This window comes from Cronobacter sp. 153480017-3 (assembly GCF_053627815.1).
This window is the reverse complement of sequence record NZ_JBSEYN010000003.1, coordinates 208,219-223,914: the sequence shown is the minus strand read 5'-3', so window position 1 is coordinate 223,914 and position 15,696 is coordinate 208,219. Positions and strand designations below refer to the sequence as shown.

14 protein-coding genes and 1 tRNA gene are annotated in these 15,696 nt (G+C 53.5%); 8 read left to right on the top strand and 7 right to left on the bottom strand.

The window, feature by feature from the left end; translation table 11 throughout:
* Positions 1-3 precede the first annotated feature (3 nt).
* The 5 genes from ACUW6V_RS08885 to ACUW6V_RS08865 all read left to right on the top strand — a co-directional run bounded on the left by ACUW6V_RS08885 (position 4) and on the right by ACUW6V_RS08865 (position 4,397).
* Positions 4-77, top strand: a tRNA-Gly gene (locus ACUW6V_RS08885).
* A 545-nt stretch (positions 78-622) separates the two neighbouring features.
* The gene (locus ACUW6V_RS08880) at positions 623-1,243 is read left to right on the top strand and encodes a LysE family translocator (RefSeq protein ID WP_004385683.1); all 621 of its coding nucleotides are present in this window, start codon (positions 623-625) and stop codon (positions 1,241-1,243) included.
* Positions 1,244-1,364: 121 nt separating this feature from the next.
* A complete protein-coding gene (locus ACUW6V_RS08875) occupies positions 1,365-2,024 on the top strand; it encodes a helix-turn-helix domain-containing protein (RefSeq protein WP_454038258.1) in 660 nt (219 codons plus the stop codon).
* Positions 2,025-2,175: 151 nt separating this feature from the next.
* On the top strand, positions 2,176-3,354 hold the full coding sequence (locus ACUW6V_RS08870; RefSeq protein WP_142969899.1) for an acetyl-CoA C-acetyltransferase: 1,179 nt from the start codon (positions 2,176-2,178) through the stop codon (positions 3,352-3,354).
* A 362-nt stretch (positions 3,355-3,716) separates the two neighbouring features.
* Positions 3,717-4,397, top strand: a complete 681-nt coding sequence (locus tag ACUW6V_RS08865; protein WP_014728118.1) for an oligogalacturonate-specific porin KdgM family protein — start codon at positions 3,717-3,719, stop codon at positions 4,395-4,397.
* Between the two features lie 238 nt (positions 4,398-4,635).
* Here ACUW6V_RS08865 and ACUW6V_RS08860 read toward each other — a convergent pair whose 3' ends face one another.
* Positions 4,636-5,814, bottom strand: a complete 1,179-nt coding sequence (locus tag ACUW6V_RS08860) for an oligogalacturonate lyase family protein (RefSeq protein WP_014728119.1) — start codon at positions 5,812-5,814, stop codon at positions 4,636-4,638.
* A gap of 610 nt (positions 5,815-6,424) precedes the next feature.
* Here ACUW6V_RS08860 and kduD point away from each other — a divergent pair.
* Positions 6,425-7,186, top strand: coding sequence for a 2-dehydro-3-deoxy-D-gluconate 5-dehydrogenase KduD (gene kduD / locus ACUW6V_RS08855; RefSeq protein WP_004385688.1), 762 nt, complete (start codon positions 6,425-6,427; stop codon positions 7,184-7,186).
* Positions 7,187-7,510: 324 nt separating this feature from the next.
* Here the strand turns inward: kduD and ACUW6V_RS08850 are convergent, their stop codons facing one another.
* Genes ACUW6V_RS08850 through ACUW6V_RS08835 form a run of 4 tightly spaced genes read right to left on the bottom strand, consistent with a single transcriptional unit; the run spans position 7,511 to position 11,751 of the window.
* On the bottom strand, positions 7,511-8,800 hold the full coding sequence (locus tag ACUW6V_RS08850; RefSeq protein ID WP_014728121.1) for an ABC transporter substrate-binding protein: 1,290 nt from the start codon (positions 8,798-8,800) through the stop codon (positions 7,511-7,513).
* Between the two features lie 13 nt (positions 8,801-8,813).
* Positions 8,814-9,941: an ABC transporter ATP-binding protein gene (locus ACUW6V_RS08845; protein WP_104672160.1), complete on the bottom strand. Its 1,128-nt coding sequence runs from the start codon at positions 9,939-9,941 to the stop codon at positions 8,814-8,816.
* Between the two features lie 12 nt (positions 9,942-9,953).
* Entirely contained in the window at positions 9,954-10,868 is a 915-nt protein-coding gene (locus ACUW6V_RS08840) for a carbohydrate ABC transporter permease (protein WP_104672159.1), read from the bottom strand.
* Positions 10,861-11,751 carry a carbohydrate ABC transporter permease gene (locus ACUW6V_RS08835; RefSeq protein ID WP_004385692.1) on the bottom strand — a complete coding sequence of 297 codons (891 nt, stop codon included), beginning with the start codon at positions 11,749-11,751 and terminating at the stop codon, positions 10,861-10,863. The genes ACUW6V_RS08840 and ACUW6V_RS08835 overlap by 8 nt, the downstream gene beginning before the upstream one ends.
* A gap of 608 nt (positions 11,752-12,359) precedes the next feature.
* Here ACUW6V_RS08835 and wzz(fepE) point away from each other — a divergent pair.
* Entirely contained in the window at positions 12,360-13,502 is a 1,143-nt protein-coding gene (gene wzz(fepE) / locus ACUW6V_RS08830) for an LPS O-antigen length regulator Wzz(fepE) (RefSeq protein WP_012123873.1), read from the top strand.
* Between the two features lie 56 nt (positions 13,503-13,558).
* On the opposite strand, the gene ACUW6V_RS08825 is transcribed toward wzz(fepE), so the two are convergent.
* Positions 13,559-13,882, bottom strand: coding sequence for a cupin domain-containing protein (locus ACUW6V_RS08825; protein WP_004385694.1), 324 nt, complete (start codon positions 13,880-13,882; stop codon positions 13,559-13,561).
* Positions 13,883-14,034: 152 nt separating this feature from the next.
* Here ACUW6V_RS08825 and ACUW6V_RS08820 point away from each other — a divergent pair, with 152 nt between their 5' ends.
* A complete protein-coding gene (locus tag ACUW6V_RS08820) occupies positions 14,035-14,736 on the top strand; it encodes an aspartate/glutamate racemase (protein ID WP_097649993.1) in 702 nt (233 codons plus the stop codon).
* On the opposite strand, the gene ACUW6V_RS08815 is transcribed toward ACUW6V_RS08820, so the two are convergent.
* Positions 14,714-15,652, bottom strand: coding sequence for a LysR family transcriptional regulator (locus ACUW6V_RS08815; protein ID WP_454038257.1), 939 nt, complete (start codon positions 15,650-15,652; stop codon positions 14,714-14,716). The two genes, ACUW6V_RS08820 and ACUW6V_RS08815, sit on opposite strands and share 23 nt — an antisense overlap.
* Between the last annotated feature and the right edge of the window lie 44 nt (positions 15,653-15,696).

Here is a 15,696-nt window from a genome sequence, read left to right as displayed (position 1 = left end):
ATCGCGGGCGTAGTTCAATGGTAGAACGAGAGCTTCCCAAGCTCTATACGAGGGTTCGATTCCCTTCGCCCGCTCCAGAATCCTTCCTGGCGCTCCCTGATTTCTGTGTAATAACCCATACACATTTATGTTATGACACTGCACAGGTGCTTAAGACAGGCTGAACATGCCCTGTTCTCACAAATCCTGTTAAGTAATTCATTATGTATGGTGTCCTGACCTTTCAGAATAATGGCTCTGCTGCCTGGCGTTGTTCCATTTTCATTGCGCCAATCCTCTCTGACAAAAATTTAAGCCCTGCAACTGTCTGTCATCACGCTATTCAGTGAGCCAGCAAACAAAAAAGCGCCTGATAATATTTTTCTGTGAAGCGGTGGGGAGCCACATGAATCATGCTGACGCATTAATAAGTCATCACAGATCTCAGGTAAAACTTTAAATGCGGTGAACCTGCCGATGACTTTTATCATGGTGCTAATCTTTCTGGAGCGTTAAACATCAAGTCTGCTTTCTGGTCACAGCATCCGATTTGCCCATACTGTTAATATCCCCCTGCGTAACTAACTCCCTGATTGCCGGGTCTGTTTTTGTTCTATAAGATTTTTCTTTTCGGAGGATAAACATGTCGGTTACTGATGCTCTGCTTGCGTATACCCTTGCGGCTACGCTGTTAACGTTGACGCCGGGGCTGGATACGGCGCTCATATTGCGAACCGCGGCGGCGGACGGGGGTAAGAAAGCCGTTCAGGCGGCGCTTGGCATCGATGTTGGCTGTTTTATCTGGGGCGCGCTGGTGGCGTTTGGCCTGGGGGCGCTGTTCGCTGTGTCTGAAATGGCGTACTCCATTCTGAAATGGTGCGGTGCGGGTTACCTCTGCTGGCTCGGCATCCAGATGCTGCTGCGCCCGCGCGCCACGTTTGATACCCGCGTGGGAAATGAAGCGCGCGCCAGCAACAGTTTTCTGCGCGGTATGCTGGGCAACGTGCTGAACCCGAAAATGGGCGTGTTCTATGTCTCCTTTCTGCCGCAGTTTATCCCGGCCGGGCATTCGCCGATGGTCTGGACATTCCTGCTGGTGGCCATCCATGCGCTGATAGGCACCCTCTGGTCGCTAACGTTGATTGTCGCAACCCGCTACGCGTCAGGCGTACTAAAAAAACCAGGCGTGGTGAAATGGATGGATCGCGTCACAGGTGGCGTGTTCCTGCTGTTTGCCGTAAAGCTGGCCTTAAGTAAACGCTAATGCGGTACTGGCGCCTGCGCGTTTAAGAATATTAAACGTAAATAAGCTCTTTCTTTAGTGGTTTTATTAATGCGCCGTCTCATTGTGAAAAAATAAGGCGGCGCGCAATCAAGTTTTTACTATGCTGATCGTAACGTTATCTCTGGTGCGTGTTATCAGCATGGAAACATATCCGCTTCCTGAAAGGCCCGAAGAGGCCATCAATCAGCTTATCGACGCCCTGAAAATTAGCGGTGAACTGCGTCGTTTCGCCAGTGGTGCGCATATTCCTGCGCAGCCTGATCATATTATTGTGATAGAGCAGGGCGCACTCTCGATGCACCGCATGATGGATGGCCTGATGATGATTGAGTCGACGCGGCCTCAGTTGCTCGGCATCACCTACAATAATCAGTTCAGCCACCATTTCACGATTAAAGCCGAATCAGTCTGTGAGGCGCGTCTGGTGCCGCGTAGCGATTTTGAAGCCATTATTGAGACGCGCCAGCTATGGCGCGAACTGCTGCTGGTCGTCTCCTGGTACTACGATGTGCTGTACTGGAAGAGTTACCACTATCTTGGGCGGCAATCCTATACGCTTATTCGCAACTGCTTAATAGAGCTGGCAGCCAAAAACGAGCAGGAGCGAGAGGAGATTAACGCCTATGATTTTATTCGTGGTAAAACCAATCTTTCTCAAAGTTATATTCTCAAAGTCTTTAGCGATTTAAGAAAAGGCGACTACATCGATATTTCACGCGGACGCCTTAAATCCATTAATAAACTGCCTGACCGGTATTAACTGCCTCTCGCCTGCATAGCTGTCTTTGCGCCGACGCCCGATGGGGTGCGGCGCAGATTCCTTGTGATACCCCTCACCAATTTTTAAACATTTACGAAATGATTTTATAACAAGCGGCTACTATGTCCCGGTTCACTTCCCGGAGATAACAATGAAAGATGTGGTAATTGTCGGGGCCGCTCGCACGCCCATTGGCTGCTTTCAGGGCCAGCTTGCGCGTCGCTCGGCGGTCGAGCTCGGCGCGGTGGTCATTGAGGCACTGCTGACGCGCACCGGTCTTAACCCTCAGGATGTCGATGAAGTTATCCTGGGCCAGGTGCTGACGGCAGGCGCAGGCCAGAATCCGGCGCGGCAGACTGCGCTCAACAGCGGTCTGCCGTGGTCGGTTTCGGCGATTACCATCAATGATGTGTGCGGCTCTGGCCTGAAGGCGCTGCATCTGGCGACGCAGGCGATTCAGTGCGGTGAGGCGGATGTGGTGATTGCTGGTGGTCAGGAAAATATGAGCCGCGCGCCGCATGTGCTGACCGAAGGGCGCAGCGGCGAGCCCGGCGACAGCCATATTATCGACAGCCTGGTGCATGACGGGTTGTGGGATGCGTTTAACGATTACCATATGGGCGTCACCGCGGAAAATCTGGCGCGCGAATATAACATCAGCCGTGAACATCAGGATGCTTACGCGCTTGCATCACAGCATAAAGCGCGGGTCGCTATCGACAGCGGGCGCTTTCGTGACGAAATCGTGCCCGTCGTGATCGAACAGATGCAGGGCGCGCCGCTGGTGGTCGATACCGACGAGCAGCCACGCGCCGATACCAGCGCGGAAGGGCTGGCGCGCCTGTCGCCCGCCTTTGACCGGCTGGGAAGCGTTACTGCGGGCAACGCCTCGTCAATGAATGATGGCGCGGCGGCGGTGCTGATGATGAGCGCCAGCAAGGCGCAGGAAATGGGGCTGCCGGTGCTCGCGCGCATACGCGCTTTCGCAAGCGTGGGCGTCGATCCGGCTCTGATGGGCATCGCGCCGGTCTACGCTACGCGGCGCTGTCTGGAGCGCGCGGGCTGGCAGCTCAATGATGTCGATCTTATCGAGGCCAATGAGGCATTCGCGGCACAGACGTTGTCGGTCGGTAAGCTACTGGAGTGGGACGAGCGCAAGGTGAACGTTAACGGCGGTGCGATTGCCCTGGGACATCCGATTGGCGCGTCCGGCTGCCGCATTCTGGTTTCTCTGGTCCATGAGATGGTGAAACGTCAGGCTCGCAAAGGGCTCGCCACGCTTTGCATTGGTGGCGGCCAGGGCGTGGCGCTGGCGATTGAACGCGATTAATCCTTTCCTTTCTTATTAAGAAATGTGCCGTCACTTCACGGCGCACTTTCTTTGTCAGCTAATAGTATTGAAAGAGCAATTATATTCCTGATATCAGTTGCTCTGTTTACTATTTCCTTCATTTAAGTTAATTCGCAGATTGCAGTCACTATCGCCGCTTTTCATGGGTGAATTTAAAAACAAACTGTGACTCAAAACATCATTTTATGGTCGTTTGTTGATTTTTTATTGAGCGCAATCACGTGCTTTCTTTTCGTTATTTTTGAAACAAAGTATTGCGATCCGGATCGCTAAAATAACCAATATTAAAAAATAAAATGAAGTTTCATAAAAAAGAAACGATATTTCATTGAGGGTATTTTATGTTTAAGAAAGCTCTGGTACTGACTGTCCTCTGTGGTTCATCATTCGCGGCGCAAGCCGTAACCGTTGATTTACGTCACGAGTACATTGATAGCGGAATCAATGCCGATCGCGTTGCGGTTTCACATCGTTTTGATAATGGATTTGGTTTTTCCGTGGAGGCGAAATGGAAAACTGGCGGAGACGATCAGTCGCGTCCATTTAATGAAGTCGTGGGTAACGGTCATGAAGATCAGATAAGCTGGCGCTGGAAAGCAACCGACGCTATCGCTATCACGCCAGCATTTACTATTGAAAGTGTTGATAGTAAAACCATTTATAAGCCAAACATCCATGTGCAGTACAGCTTTGAGAATGGCTTCTATGTCGCGGCCCGTTATCGTTATGAGTATACCCGCGTCCCGGACGGTAAAGATGATGACGATAAAGTTAACCGTGGTGATGCCTGGGTAGGATTTGCGCTCGGCGACTGGCGCACTGAGCTGAACTATGTGTATGCCCAGAGCGAAGAAGGCTTTACCCGTAATAACGGGAAAAACTATTCCAACGAATATAACGCCAAAGTGGCTTATAAAATTGATAAAAACTGGGCACCTTATTTTGAAGTGGGGAATATTGGCGTAAAAGAGTCTGACGAGCGCCAGACGCGTTTACGTGTCGGCGTGGCATACAGCTTCTGATGAAATTAGCCTCCGTCAGTGCAGGGGCGTTAAATTTTTTTGCTGTTTCCTGATAGCGTGCTCCTGAGAATAAGCACACCGCCCATGCAGGGGCGGTTTTTTTATGCCCGCTGTAAATTATTTTTTTCGCATGCGCTCATTTTTATTAAGCTGCCGAGTTTACCTTAAACATGAAAAAATAAAAAAGCCCTCCAGGAGAGGAGGGCAAAGATCAGTAATGGAAACAGGACGCTTATTATTATGACACGCTCAGCATTTCACGCTGTTCGGGTAATTTTGCAAGATAGACCGCCGGTTTGCCGTCTTTATCGGTACTGAAAAGAATGGCGTTGCCGTCCGGCGTGAAAGAAGGGTGTGGATGCGTCACCTGACGGCTGCCGGCAAACGTCTCCCAGGACGTATCGTGACGCGCCACACGGTAATAGGATTTATTATTTACATCAAACACATAGAGATAAGGATCGTTGTCAATGGTATAGCCGCCGGTGTCTTTCACATCGACCGGCGTGCCAGAGCCGTCGCCCACCAGCAGCGTGCCGTCGAAGTTGCTCATCAGGTGGGAGCATGCCGGGATCGGCATGATTTTTTCATTAACGCCGCGCTCCGGCAGGTAGCGGTAAACCGTGCGGCCCTGCTGGCCCTTGAGATAAGAGACATAGACCAGCGCTGAGCCGTCCGGCACCCAGAATTCGTGGGTGCAGCTTTCACCCTCGGCGTGTTCCTTCACTTTGCGCACATTGCTGCCGTCTTCATTCACCATCCACATACGGGCATCGATCAGATCGTGCGGGCCTTCATGACAAAACGCGACGGTATTGTCGTCGAACGGGCGATAAATCGGGTGCCCCAGCCAGATTTTCTCTTCGTGGATCGTCTGGCTGGCGCCGGTTTGCAGGTCAATTCGCAGCAGGCGGCAGTGCGGCCCTTTGTGGAAGAAGTCATGAAAGATTTTCCAGTCGCTCAACGGCACATAGTCGCTTTTTGCGATTTCGATCCCGACCAGTTTGGTGCAGTCGCTGTTCGCCACCCAGGTGCCGTAGCCGACCCACGCTTCCGGCACGCGATAGACGTCGCGCTCGGCAAGTGTGGTGAGGTTAACTTCGCGCAGGACGCGATCGTTTTTCACATAGTAAAGATAGTTGTCGTCCGGTGAGAGAAAACCGCCAAAGGTATTGTCGCCCGCGCCTTCGGTGAGCTGTACCGCTTCGGCGTTTTCCAGATCCAGCAGATAGTAGTTCCAGTGCCCGTCGAATTCGCCGGCAAACAGCAGGTGGCTGCCATCGTTAAAAAAGCATTTCTGGTAGAAATAATTGCGGTGACACGTCACTTCCGGTGGGGTTAAACGCGTGACTTCCGCCCCGGTATCCGGGTCAATGCTTACCTGATACTGAAGTTTCACCCGCATGCCTTTGGCCATACTCTGCTCCTTACGTTACCGGCTGGCGTTCGCTGATTAAATTTCGAAAACAGTAATATAAATTATCAAAACAGTGTTTCAATGTGTGTGACTGTGGGCGCATTTCTGCTCAACTGTTCTAATGGAAAGAGTATTTTTGGACAAAATTAGCGCGAAAGCGGTATCGAGGGATGCCGGGCGACGGGCGGTAGACTTTTCATTAAAACCGCGCCGTAAAATTTTATTTAACTGATTTTAAAAAGAAAATTTGCAGCTTGTGTAAAGGCTGTCTGTCGGGCCAACGCGATAAACGTGACCGCATCATCAAATTCGGTAAGATGTAACCATAAAAATGAAACAATGTTTTATTTATAATTGAAAACACGTTTCGCTACGTTTAAGATGGATGTCATCCCAAAAAACGAAACGCTGTTTCGCTGTTTTATTTCCTTCTGCGGTCTCTCTTTTAATGCGCGGTGAGTGGCAGATGTCATAACGCGATACGTGCCGGGCTGCCTGTTACCTGGCGTTTTATGGCATCGATATCCGTGATGAAGAGAGGGCGTAAGCGGCGGACAGCCTTATTACGGTCACGCCTGTCACAGACAGGCCCGATAACAAGGAAACACACATGATTCTCGATGCATTCTCTCTTCAGGGTAAAGTCGCGATCGTTACTGGTTGTGATACCGGTCTTGGTCAGGGTATGGCGCTGGGCCTCGCAGAAGCAGGCTGCGATATCGTGGGCATTAATATTGTCGAACCGGCGGAAACCATCGAACGTGTGACTGCGCTGGGCCGCCGTTTTCTGAGCCTGACGGCTGACCTGCGTAAAATCGACGCGATCCCGGCGCTTATCGGACGCGCGGTGGCCGAGTTCGGGCATATCGATGTGCTGGTCAATAACGCAGGGCTTATCCGCCGCGAAGACGCAATTAACTTCAGCGAGCAGGACTGGGACGACGTGATGAACCTGAATATTAAGAGCGTGTTTTTTATGTCTCAGGCCGTGGCGAAGCAGTTCATCGCTCAGGGCAACGGCGGCAAAATTATTAATATCGCATCGATGCTCTCCTTCCAGGGCGGCATTCGCGTGCCGTCTTACACGGCGTCTAAAAGCGGCGTGATGGGCATTACGCGCCTGATGGCGAACGAGTGGGCGAAGCACAATATCAACGTCAACGCCATCGCGCCCGGGTATATGGCGACCAACAACACCCAGCAGTTGCGCGCCGATGAGCAGCGCAGCGCCGAGATCCTTGACCGCATTCCGGCAGGCCGCTGGGGTCTGCCGAGCGATCTGATGGGGCCGGTGGTGTTCCTGGCGTCCAGCGCGTCAGATTACATTAACGGTTATACCGTTGCGGTCGATGGCGGCTGGCTGGCGCGGTAAGCGTGATGTGAAGTTAAAAAACCTCCCGCGTGGAGGTTTTTTTATTGGGAACGTTTAGCGGTGCGGGATGCGGTGGGTGCGCTTCGCTTACCCACCCTACGGAGAGATGGTGCCGGATGTGGTGGGTGCGCTTTGCTTACCCACCCTACAAAACGCACAACCCTTTTCGCTCGTAAGGTGGGTGCGCTTCGCTTACCCACCCTACAAAGTAGGTAATCCTGATGTTAGCGTAGGGCGGGTAAGCGAAGCGCACCCGCCGGACAACATCTTTACCACGTTTACCTGATCCCGCCCACACCGGCGGGGTTGCAACAGAAACCCCTCTTAGCGCATCGCGCGTTTCAGAATACGCTCTGCCTGGCGCTGGAATTCCGCCGCGGCGTCTTCAACGGATTTCTGGCCGTAATCGATATACTGCAGCGCGGTGCCGAACTGTGACACGATCTGCGGATCGTCAAAATAGGGCGAAACGGCAAGCGAGGTCGGCAGCGACTGCGCCAGCTTCAGGCCAGACACCGACGGATCGTCATCTTTAATCACGCCCGCTTCGGTAAGCTGCGCCACCGCGGCTTTGCTGAGCGGCACGCCGCGTTCAAGCCCCAGCGCCGCCACACCCTCTTTGCTATTCAGCAGGAAGTTAATCAACTGCGCAGCCTCTTTCGGGTGTTTAGTCGATTTACCGATGGACAGCATCTGCGCCGGTTTAAAGAAGAGGCCCGCATCTTTCGCGCCCGGCAGCATCGGATAGGCGCCCAGCTCCAGCTTTGCGGGCGGCTTTAAGTTGTCGGAGTATTTGGTAATGGTGGAGTTCCACATATAGGTGCCCGCCCATTCGCCCTGGATCCACGGCTTCATCTCATACATGTTGCTCTTGCCGAACGAGGCATAATATTTGGTGTCCGGCATCACGTGGCTGTCGATGAGCTTTTTATACATGCCGAAAAACTCGACCCACTGCGCTTTGCTGTAGGCGAATTTTTTGGTTTTCTCATCCACCGCCGGAATATTGTATTTCTGCACCATGTAGGAGTTGAGCAGGGCCAGCACATCCTGATGCTCCAGCACGACCGGGTAATACTGTTTGCCGAGTTTCGACTCGAACGTTTTACCGGCGGCCATCAGCTCATCCCAGGTTTTCGGGTAGTCGACGCCCGCTTTCTTCCAGGTTTCGTTGTTGTAGTAGAACACGCGCGCGGTGACGGAGATCGGAATACCGTTGAGCTTGCCGTTGACAGTAGTGGACTTCAGCTCTTTCGGGTCGAACTGGCTCAGGTCGATGACATCTTTTACCTGATTTAAATCGTAAAACCCGTCGCCGTTTTTGGAGAAGATCGGCAGCCAGTTCCAGTTGGTTTGCATCACGTCCGGCTCGGTGCCGCCCGCGATTTGCGTGGTAAGACGCGAAAGATGGCCGTCCCAGCCGGTGTATTCCGGCTTAACGCTAATTTCCGGGTGCTGTTTGTGAAATTCCTCCAGCGCTTTCAGCGTGACCTGGTGACGGCCATTGCCGCCCCACCAGGACATACGCAGCTCGACGTTTTCCGCTGAGTGCGACGGCAGCGCGCAAAGGGTGAGGGTAGACGCTAATGCTGTGCTAACGAGGGCTTTTTTCATTATAAGACTCCTGTCAGAGAGTGAGGTTTTGTTCTGTTTTGGCGTCAAAAAGATGACACTTATTCATGTCGAACTTAAAAAACACCTTGCGGTGAAGGCCCTTTTCAATCATTGGCTTAGCTTCATCGGAAGGGATGCGGCAGGTCATTTCGAAATCCGCGACCTTGAGATAGACGAAAAACTCGTGACCCATATTCTCCACGCGCACCAGTTCACCGGTGCCACAGGGTTCGGCACAGGGCGTGTCGGAAATTGAGACATATTCCGGGCGAATGCCGAAGAAAACCTGTTGCCCGGCGTATGCGGTCACTTTCTCCTGCTGGCGTGGCGTCAGCGCCAGGCGGTCATCGCCGATGCAAATCCGCAGCTCGCCTGCTTCTTCCACCAGTTTGCCGGGTTTAATATTCATCTCCGGCGCGCCAATAAAGCCCGCCACAAACATGTTTTTCGGGTAGTGATAGAGGTTATCCGGCGTGTCCACCTGCATAATATGACCAAGCTTCATCACGCAGATGCGGTCGCCCATGGTCATCGCTTCGGTCTGATCGTGCGTGACGTAGACCGTGGTGGCCGGTTTGCCGCTCTTTTTCAGCTGCTTATGCAAATCGGAAATACGGATACGCATTGAGGCGCGCAGTTTGGCGTCGAGGTTAGAAAGCGGCTCATCGAAGAGAAAGACATCCGGCTTTTTCACAATCGCGCGGCCCACCGCCACGCGCTGCGCCTGGCCGCCGGAGAGCTGGCGCGGCAGACGGTCAAGTAGCTCTTCCAGTTCGAGGATTTTCGCGGCTTCATCCACCTGGCGGTTAATCTGATCTTTCGGCAGTTTGCTGAGCTTCAGGCCGAACGCCAGATTTTCGCGCACCGTCATATGCGGATAGAGCGCGTAGTTCTGGAACACCATCGCGATGCCGCGCTCCTTCGGCGCCAGGTTATTTACCAGCTTCTCGCCGATGCGCACTTCGCCGCCGCTGATCGTTTCAAGGCCCGCGAGCATACGCAGCGTGGTGGATTTGGCGCAGCCGGAAGGACCGACAATCACCATAAATTCACCGTCGGCGATTTTCAGGTCGATACCATGAACCGCTTTAAAGCCGTTGGAATAGACTTTTTCTAACTTATTGAAAATAACTTCAGCCATGATATTCCCCTGTTAACCTTTGATTCCGCTGCTGGCCACGCCCTGTACGAAGTAACGCTGAGCCAGGAAAAAGACGATGATGGACGGCAGAATGGAAATACTCGCCATTGCCAGAATTTCGTTCCACGGCGCGCCTTCGGTCACGTCGATGGACATCTTGAGCGCCAGCGCTATCGGGTACTTATCAACGCTATAGACGTAAATCAGCGGGCCGATAAAGTCGTTCATCGACCACATAAACTGGAACAGCGCGACCGAGATCATGGCGGGCTTGAGAATAGGCACCACCACATACCACAGCACCTGGAAGGAGTTGCAGCCGTCGATTTGCGCCGCTTCTTCCATGTCGCGCGGCACGCCGCGCAGGAACTGAATCAGCATAAAGACGAAGAACCCCTGGGTGGCGAAGGCCATCGGCAGCCAGAGCGGCAGATAGCTGTTGAGCATCCCCATTTCGCGGAACATCAGGTATTGCGGGATAAGCAACACGGTGCTCGGCAGCAGCATGGTGGCGATAAGCGTGGCGAACCAGAATTTCTTCCACGGGATCTCAAAGCGCGCGAAACCGTACGCCACGATGGTGGAGGAGATAACCGTCAGCACGACTTTTGGGATCACATACTTAAACGTGTTCATCATGTAGTGGCCGAAATTATATTCGGTGCCGGTTTTCCAGCCGTTAATAAAGCCATCCCAGGTCGCGTGCGTCGGCCACAGGCCGAGCGTGGTGAAAATCTCGTGGTTGGGCTTAAACGACGCTGAGAACATCCACGCCAGCGGGTAGAGCATCAGCAGGCCGACGAACAGCAAAATCACGTAACGGATGGCGCGGCTTGCTTTTTCGCGCCGTAGCGTGCGCGTCACTTCGCGATCGCCCGCGCTCATGGCCGGGCGGCGAGCCAGTGGTTCCTGTTGGATATCAGCCATTTTTGCCTCCCTTATCGGCGGAGTAGAAGACCCAGTATTTCGAGGATTTGAAGGCAATGGAGGCGAAGAGCGCCACCACCAGGAACAGCACCCACGCGAGCGCCGCGCCGTAGCCCATGTCGAAATATTTAAAGGCGGTGTCGTAGATATAGAGCGAGAAGAGATAGGTGTAATAGGTCGGGCCGCCGCCGGTAATCACATACGGGCCGGTAAATTCCTGGAACGCCTGAGTGGTCTGCATAATGAAGTTAAAGAAAATGACCGGTGTGATCAGCGGGACTGTCACTTTCATAAACATCTGCCACTTCGAGGCACCGTCAATCATCGCCGCCTCATACTGCGACTGCGGCACGTTTTGCAGCGCGGCCAGGAAAATCACCATCGCGGAGCCAAACTGCCAGACGCGCAGCAGCGTGACGGACATCAGCGCCAGCGAGGGTTCGCCAAGCCAGTTCACCGGATCGAGCCCGAACACGCCGATAAAACTGTTCAGCAGGCCATCAATGGCAAACAGCGCGCGCCACAGCACGGCGATGGCAACAGAGCTGCCGAGGATCGACGGGATGTAATAGGCCGTGCGGAAAAAGCCGATGCCGCGCAGTTTAAAATTGAGCACAAACGCAATGCCAAGCGCGAAGGCGAGCTTCAGAGGGATAGTCAGGAATACATAAGCGAACGTCACGCCCATCGATTTCCAGAACAGATCGTCATCCATCAGCATATAACGGTAGTTTTCGATGCCGTTAAACACCGGCGGATTCATCAGGTCGTACTCGGTAAAGCTGAGCGCGAAAGAGGAAACAAACGGGAAGGCCGTAAAGACTATCAACCCGATGATATAGGGCGATATCCAGGCCAGACCCAGGAGCTTGTTTTCATTCATACATACCTACCTGGCATTCAAGGGTTCGTTAATCGGATGTGAGATGGTGTTTAAAGCGTGACAGCGAATGCGCCAGGCTCGTAAGGGCGTGGCTGGACTGCCATGCCATCGCGATGCCAGCAACGTCTCGCCATGGAAACCGGCGGGCGTAATGTAATGAATATCGCGATTTTTATAATTTATTGAACCGTTGTTTCTTGTTTCTAAAACAGCGTTTTAATTTATTTTATTGCTATTTGTTTCGCCGTCATTCGATAAATAGTGGAAATGTGATCGTGGTCGAAACGCTGTTCTGGTTTTTTGAAGCAGCGCCGTTTTCGGGGCAAGGGCGGTGATACAACTTTTGGTAGGCACGTAAATTAGTGTTTGCTCTCAATTAGGATTATTCGTAATAATGATGATTACGGACGTAATACCTCTCCTCACAACAAGGATATGTTTCTTTGTTTTGCATAGTTTTTCCTTTTTTGTCAAAGAGATAGTTGTGTGCGCCCGTTCACTTTCTCAAAACAATACATTTGACCGGTGAAACAATTCGCACGCATATTGTTTTTGGCGGAAATAATTTCGACTTCATCAGCAGCTTAATTAAACGTAACGCACTCACTATGTCATCGATAGATATCAAAAATAATCCGCTCACTTCGTCTGCGGATTATCCGCTCCTGGGGCAGCCGCGCGCCGAGTTAGATCTGTTTGCGCTGGTCGACGTGCTTTTCAAATCCCGTAAGGTGATCCTCTCCATTACGGCATTGTTTATCGTGATGGGTCTGGCGCTGGCCTTTTTGCTCCCGCAAAAATGGACCAGTGACGCCGTGGTGTCCATTCCTGAAACGCCGCAACTTATTGAATTAAAGCGCGTGCTGGTTGATCTCCAGGTGCTGGATGTGGATGCCGCTATCGATGCCGCGTCGCTTGAAAATATGTTCCTGAAAAAATTCGATTCGCGCGCGCTTCAGGAAAAATTTCTGCGCACCTCGCCTTGGGTGCAGGCGCAGGTGAAGGAAGCGCAGGGAGATACTGAAAGCCTGCAGCGCGCGATTACGCTTGTGGCGCAGCGGATAAAAATGGTTTCTAACGACAACCCGAAAGCGGCGTCAGCCTCGCCTTACAGCTCCTGGACGCTGAGCTTCACTGCGCCGAAAGCGCAAGATGCGCAGCGCGTGCTGAAGGAATACATCAATTATGCGGCGCTGGCGGTACAGCGAGAGGTGCTTGAGAACCTGCGCTCGACCATTGAGCTTAAAGTGAAATCGGAAGAGAGCCGTCTGATTCTTGACCGTAACACGCTGGCTAACGAGCATAAAATCGCGATTCAGCGACTGAACTATTCATTGCAGGTTGCCAATGCCGCGGGCATTAAAAAGCCGGTGTACAGCAATGGACAGGCGGTGAAAGACGACCCGGATTACTCCATTGCGCTTGGTGCGGATGGGCTTGCGCAGAAGCTGGCTATTGAGCGCTCCATTACCGACGTGACGGCGCTGAATGCGGCCATCCAGAACCGCGAATATCGTCTGGCAGAGCTGAAAAAGCTCAACCTGGCGGACGTGGATTTCCAGCCCTTCCACTATCAGATGGCACCTTCGCTGCCGATGAAAAGCGACGGGCCGGGAAAAGCGCTGGTACTTATCCTTGCCGCGATGCTGGGCTTTATCATTGCCTGCGCGACGGTGCTGGTGCGTGATGTCTTCACGAAGCGTCAGGTTATGACGCAGCACGCAAGCGACGTTGACGCGCTGCTCTCCTGATACCGTTCGTATGACAAAAAAGCCGCCTGATGAGGCGGCTTTTTTATGGGCGCGATTTACTTCAGAAAATCTTCCCGTACCGGCGTAAAGGTATCAAGCAGCGTGCCGGGTGTAATACAGACGCAGCCATGCATAATATTCGGCTGTTTATAAAGCGTATCGCCTGCGCTCACGCGGCGGGTTTCTTCGCCGATGGTGAATTCAAATTCACCAGAGAGCACATACGTCAGTTGCTCATGCGGGTGGCAGTGCATCGGGCCGACCGCACCAGCGTCAAAATTCACTTCCACCGCCATCATTTTGCCGCCATGGGCCAGAATGCGGCGCGTGACGCCATTGCCTAAATCTTCAAGCGTCGTCTCTTTGTGATAGATAAACATGCCGTGCCTCTGATTTGTGAAACGTTGTTTCAATTAATCTATCCTGGCAGGAAAAAGATGAGAACGCGCCGGCGTGTGAAATGGCGGGCAGATCACATTTGTTCCGCTCTCTGAGCATGTTATAACCGGGGAAGCGCAAACAGGAGGCAACGATGAAAACAGTAGGCTTGCTCGGCGGCATGAGCTGGGAATCGACCATTCCTTATTACCGGTTAATTAATGAAGGCGTGCGCGACCGGCTCGGCGGGCTGCATTCCGCACAGTTACTGCTGCACAGCGTCGATTTTCACGATATCGAAGCCTGCCAGGCGAGCGGCGAATGGGATAAAGCGGGCGAGATGCTGGCGCAGGCGGCGCTCGGTTTAGAACGCGCCGGTGCGCAGGCCATCGTGCTCTGTACCAACACGATGCATAAAGTAGCGCACCAGATTGAAGCGCGCTGTGCGCTGCCGTTTTTGCATATCGCCGACGCGACGGGCCGCGCCATCGAACAGGCGGGGCTGCGCCAGGTTGCGCTGCTCGGCACCCGGTACACCATGGAGCAGGATTTCTATCGCGCGCGGCTGGAAGAGGGGTTTGGCGTCACCTCGCTTATCCCGGATGCGCCCGCCCGTTTGCGCATCAATCAGATTATTTTCGATGAGCTGTGTCTCGGGAAAATCACCGCAGAATCAAAACGCTACTATCAGCAGCAGGTAGAAATTCTGGCAGAGCAGGGCGCGCAGGGCGTGATTTTCGGCTGTACCGAAATCGGTCTGTTGCTCGGTGCGCAGGATTGCCCGCTGCCGGTGTTCGACACCGCCGCGCTGCACGCCGCCGATGCGGTGAACTTTATGCTGGGCGACCAGAACTGACCAGCATCGCCTCCAGCGTATCGCTAAGTCCTCTCATCTGCTGTTGTAAGTGCTGGCTGAACGCCTCAACCAGCGCAGAAGCGGGGCGGTGCAGAGGGCGGATGAGGCTCACCGTGAAGGGCACCGCCACGCTGAAGCGACGCACCACAATGCCCGTCGCCGCGTAATCCAGCGCGGTGAGCGGGTTTACTATCGATACCCCGACGCCTGCACGTACCATCGCGCAGACCGACGCGGCGCTGTGCGTTTCCAGTACCATGCGGCGCTGCACGTTATGCTCCTGAAAGAGCGAATCAAGCAGTTGCCGGTAGCTGTCGGTACGCGACAGGCTGATGTAGTTCTCCCCTGCGAAATCCTGCGGCGTCAGCTGCGGTTTATCGGCCAGCGTATGGCCTGCGGGCAATACGCACACCTCATTTAACGTCAACAGTGTTAGCCGCTCGGTGCCGGCGGGCGTGGCGGTATTTTCCGTAATGCCTAAGTCGTGACGCTGGGCGGAGAGCCACTCTTCGAGCAGCGGCGACTCCTGGGGCACGATGTTCAGGCTCACGTCCGGGTAGCTATCCAGAAAGGGTTTTAACATCAGTGGCAACAGCGACTGCGAGAAAACCGGCAGGCAGGCGATGGAAAGCTCGCCCTGGCGGAACTGGCGCAGGCTTTCGGCGGCACTGATGATGCGGTCAAGCCCGTACCAGGAGCGCTGGACTTCTTCAAACAGGCGCAGCCCCTGGACGGTGGTATGCAGCCGCCCGCGGCTACGGGTAAAGAGCGACAGGCCAATGAGTTTTTCAAAGCGCGCCAGCTCGCGGCTGACGGTGGGCTGCGAGGTGCGCAGCAATGCCGCGGCTTCCGTGAGATTGCCCGCCGTCATGACCGCGTGAAAGATTTCAATATGGCGAAGCGTGACGCCAGGCATAAGTGAACCCTTGTTTGTGTGAACAGACACCGCTGGCGATCCGG

What these genes read in the sequence shown, in the direction of transcription:
- ACUW6V_RS08850 (WP_014728121.1), bottom strand. Translation starts at nt 8,800, where the DNA reads ATGAAAAAAGCCCTCGTTAGCACAGCATTAGCGTCTACCCTCACCCTT.
- ACUW6V_RS08845 (WP_104672160.1), bottom strand. Translation starts at nt 9,941, where the DNA reads ATGGCTGAAGTTATTTTCAATAAGTTAGAAAAAGTCTATTCCAACGGC.
- ACUW6V_RS08860 (WP_014728119.1), bottom strand. Translation starts at nt 5,814, where the DNA reads ATGGCCAAAGGCATGCGGGTGAAACTTCAGTATCAGGTAAGCATTGAC.
- kduD (WP_004385688.1), top strand. Translation starts at nt 6,425, where the DNA reads ATGATTCTCGATGCATTCTCTCTTCAGGGTAAAGTCGCGATCGTTACT.
- ACUW6V_RS08840 (WP_104672159.1), bottom strand. Translation starts at nt 10,868, where the DNA reads ATGGCTGATATCCAACAGGAACCACTGGCTCGCCGCCCGGCCATGAGC.
- ACUW6V_RS08870 (WP_142969899.1), top strand. Translation starts at nt 2,176, where the DNA reads ATGAAAGATGTGGTAATTGTCGGGGCCGCTCGCACGCCCATTGGCTGC.
- ACUW6V_RS08835 (WP_004385692.1), bottom strand. Translation starts at nt 11,751, where the DNA reads ATGAATGAAAACAAGCTCCTGGGTCTGGCCTGGATATCGCCCTATATC.
- ACUW6V_RS08865 (WP_014728118.1), top strand. Translation starts at nt 3,717, where the DNA reads ATGTTTAAGAAAGCTCTGGTACTGACTGTCCTCTGTGGTTCATCATTC.
- ACUW6V_RS08880 (WP_004385683.1), top strand. Translation starts at nt 623, where the DNA reads ATGTCGGTTACTGATGCTCTGCTTGCGTATACCCTTGCGGCTACGCTG.
- ACUW6V_RS08815 (WP_454038257.1), bottom strand. Translation starts at nt 15,652, where the DNA reads ATGCCTGGCGTCACGCTTCGCCATATTGAAATCTTTCACGCGGTCATG.
- ACUW6V_RS08875 (WP_454038258.1), top strand. Translation starts at nt 1,365, where the DNA reads ATGCTGATCGTAACGTTATCTCTGGTGCGTGTTATCAGCATGGAAACA.
- ACUW6V_RS08820 (WP_097649993.1), top strand. Translation starts at nt 14,035, where the DNA reads ATGAAAACAGTAGGCTTGCTCGGCGGCATGAGCTGGGAATCGACCATT.
- ACUW6V_RS08825 (WP_004385694.1), bottom strand. Translation starts at nt 13,882, where the DNA reads ATGTTTATCTATCACAAAGAGACGACGCTTGAAGATTTAGGCAATGGC.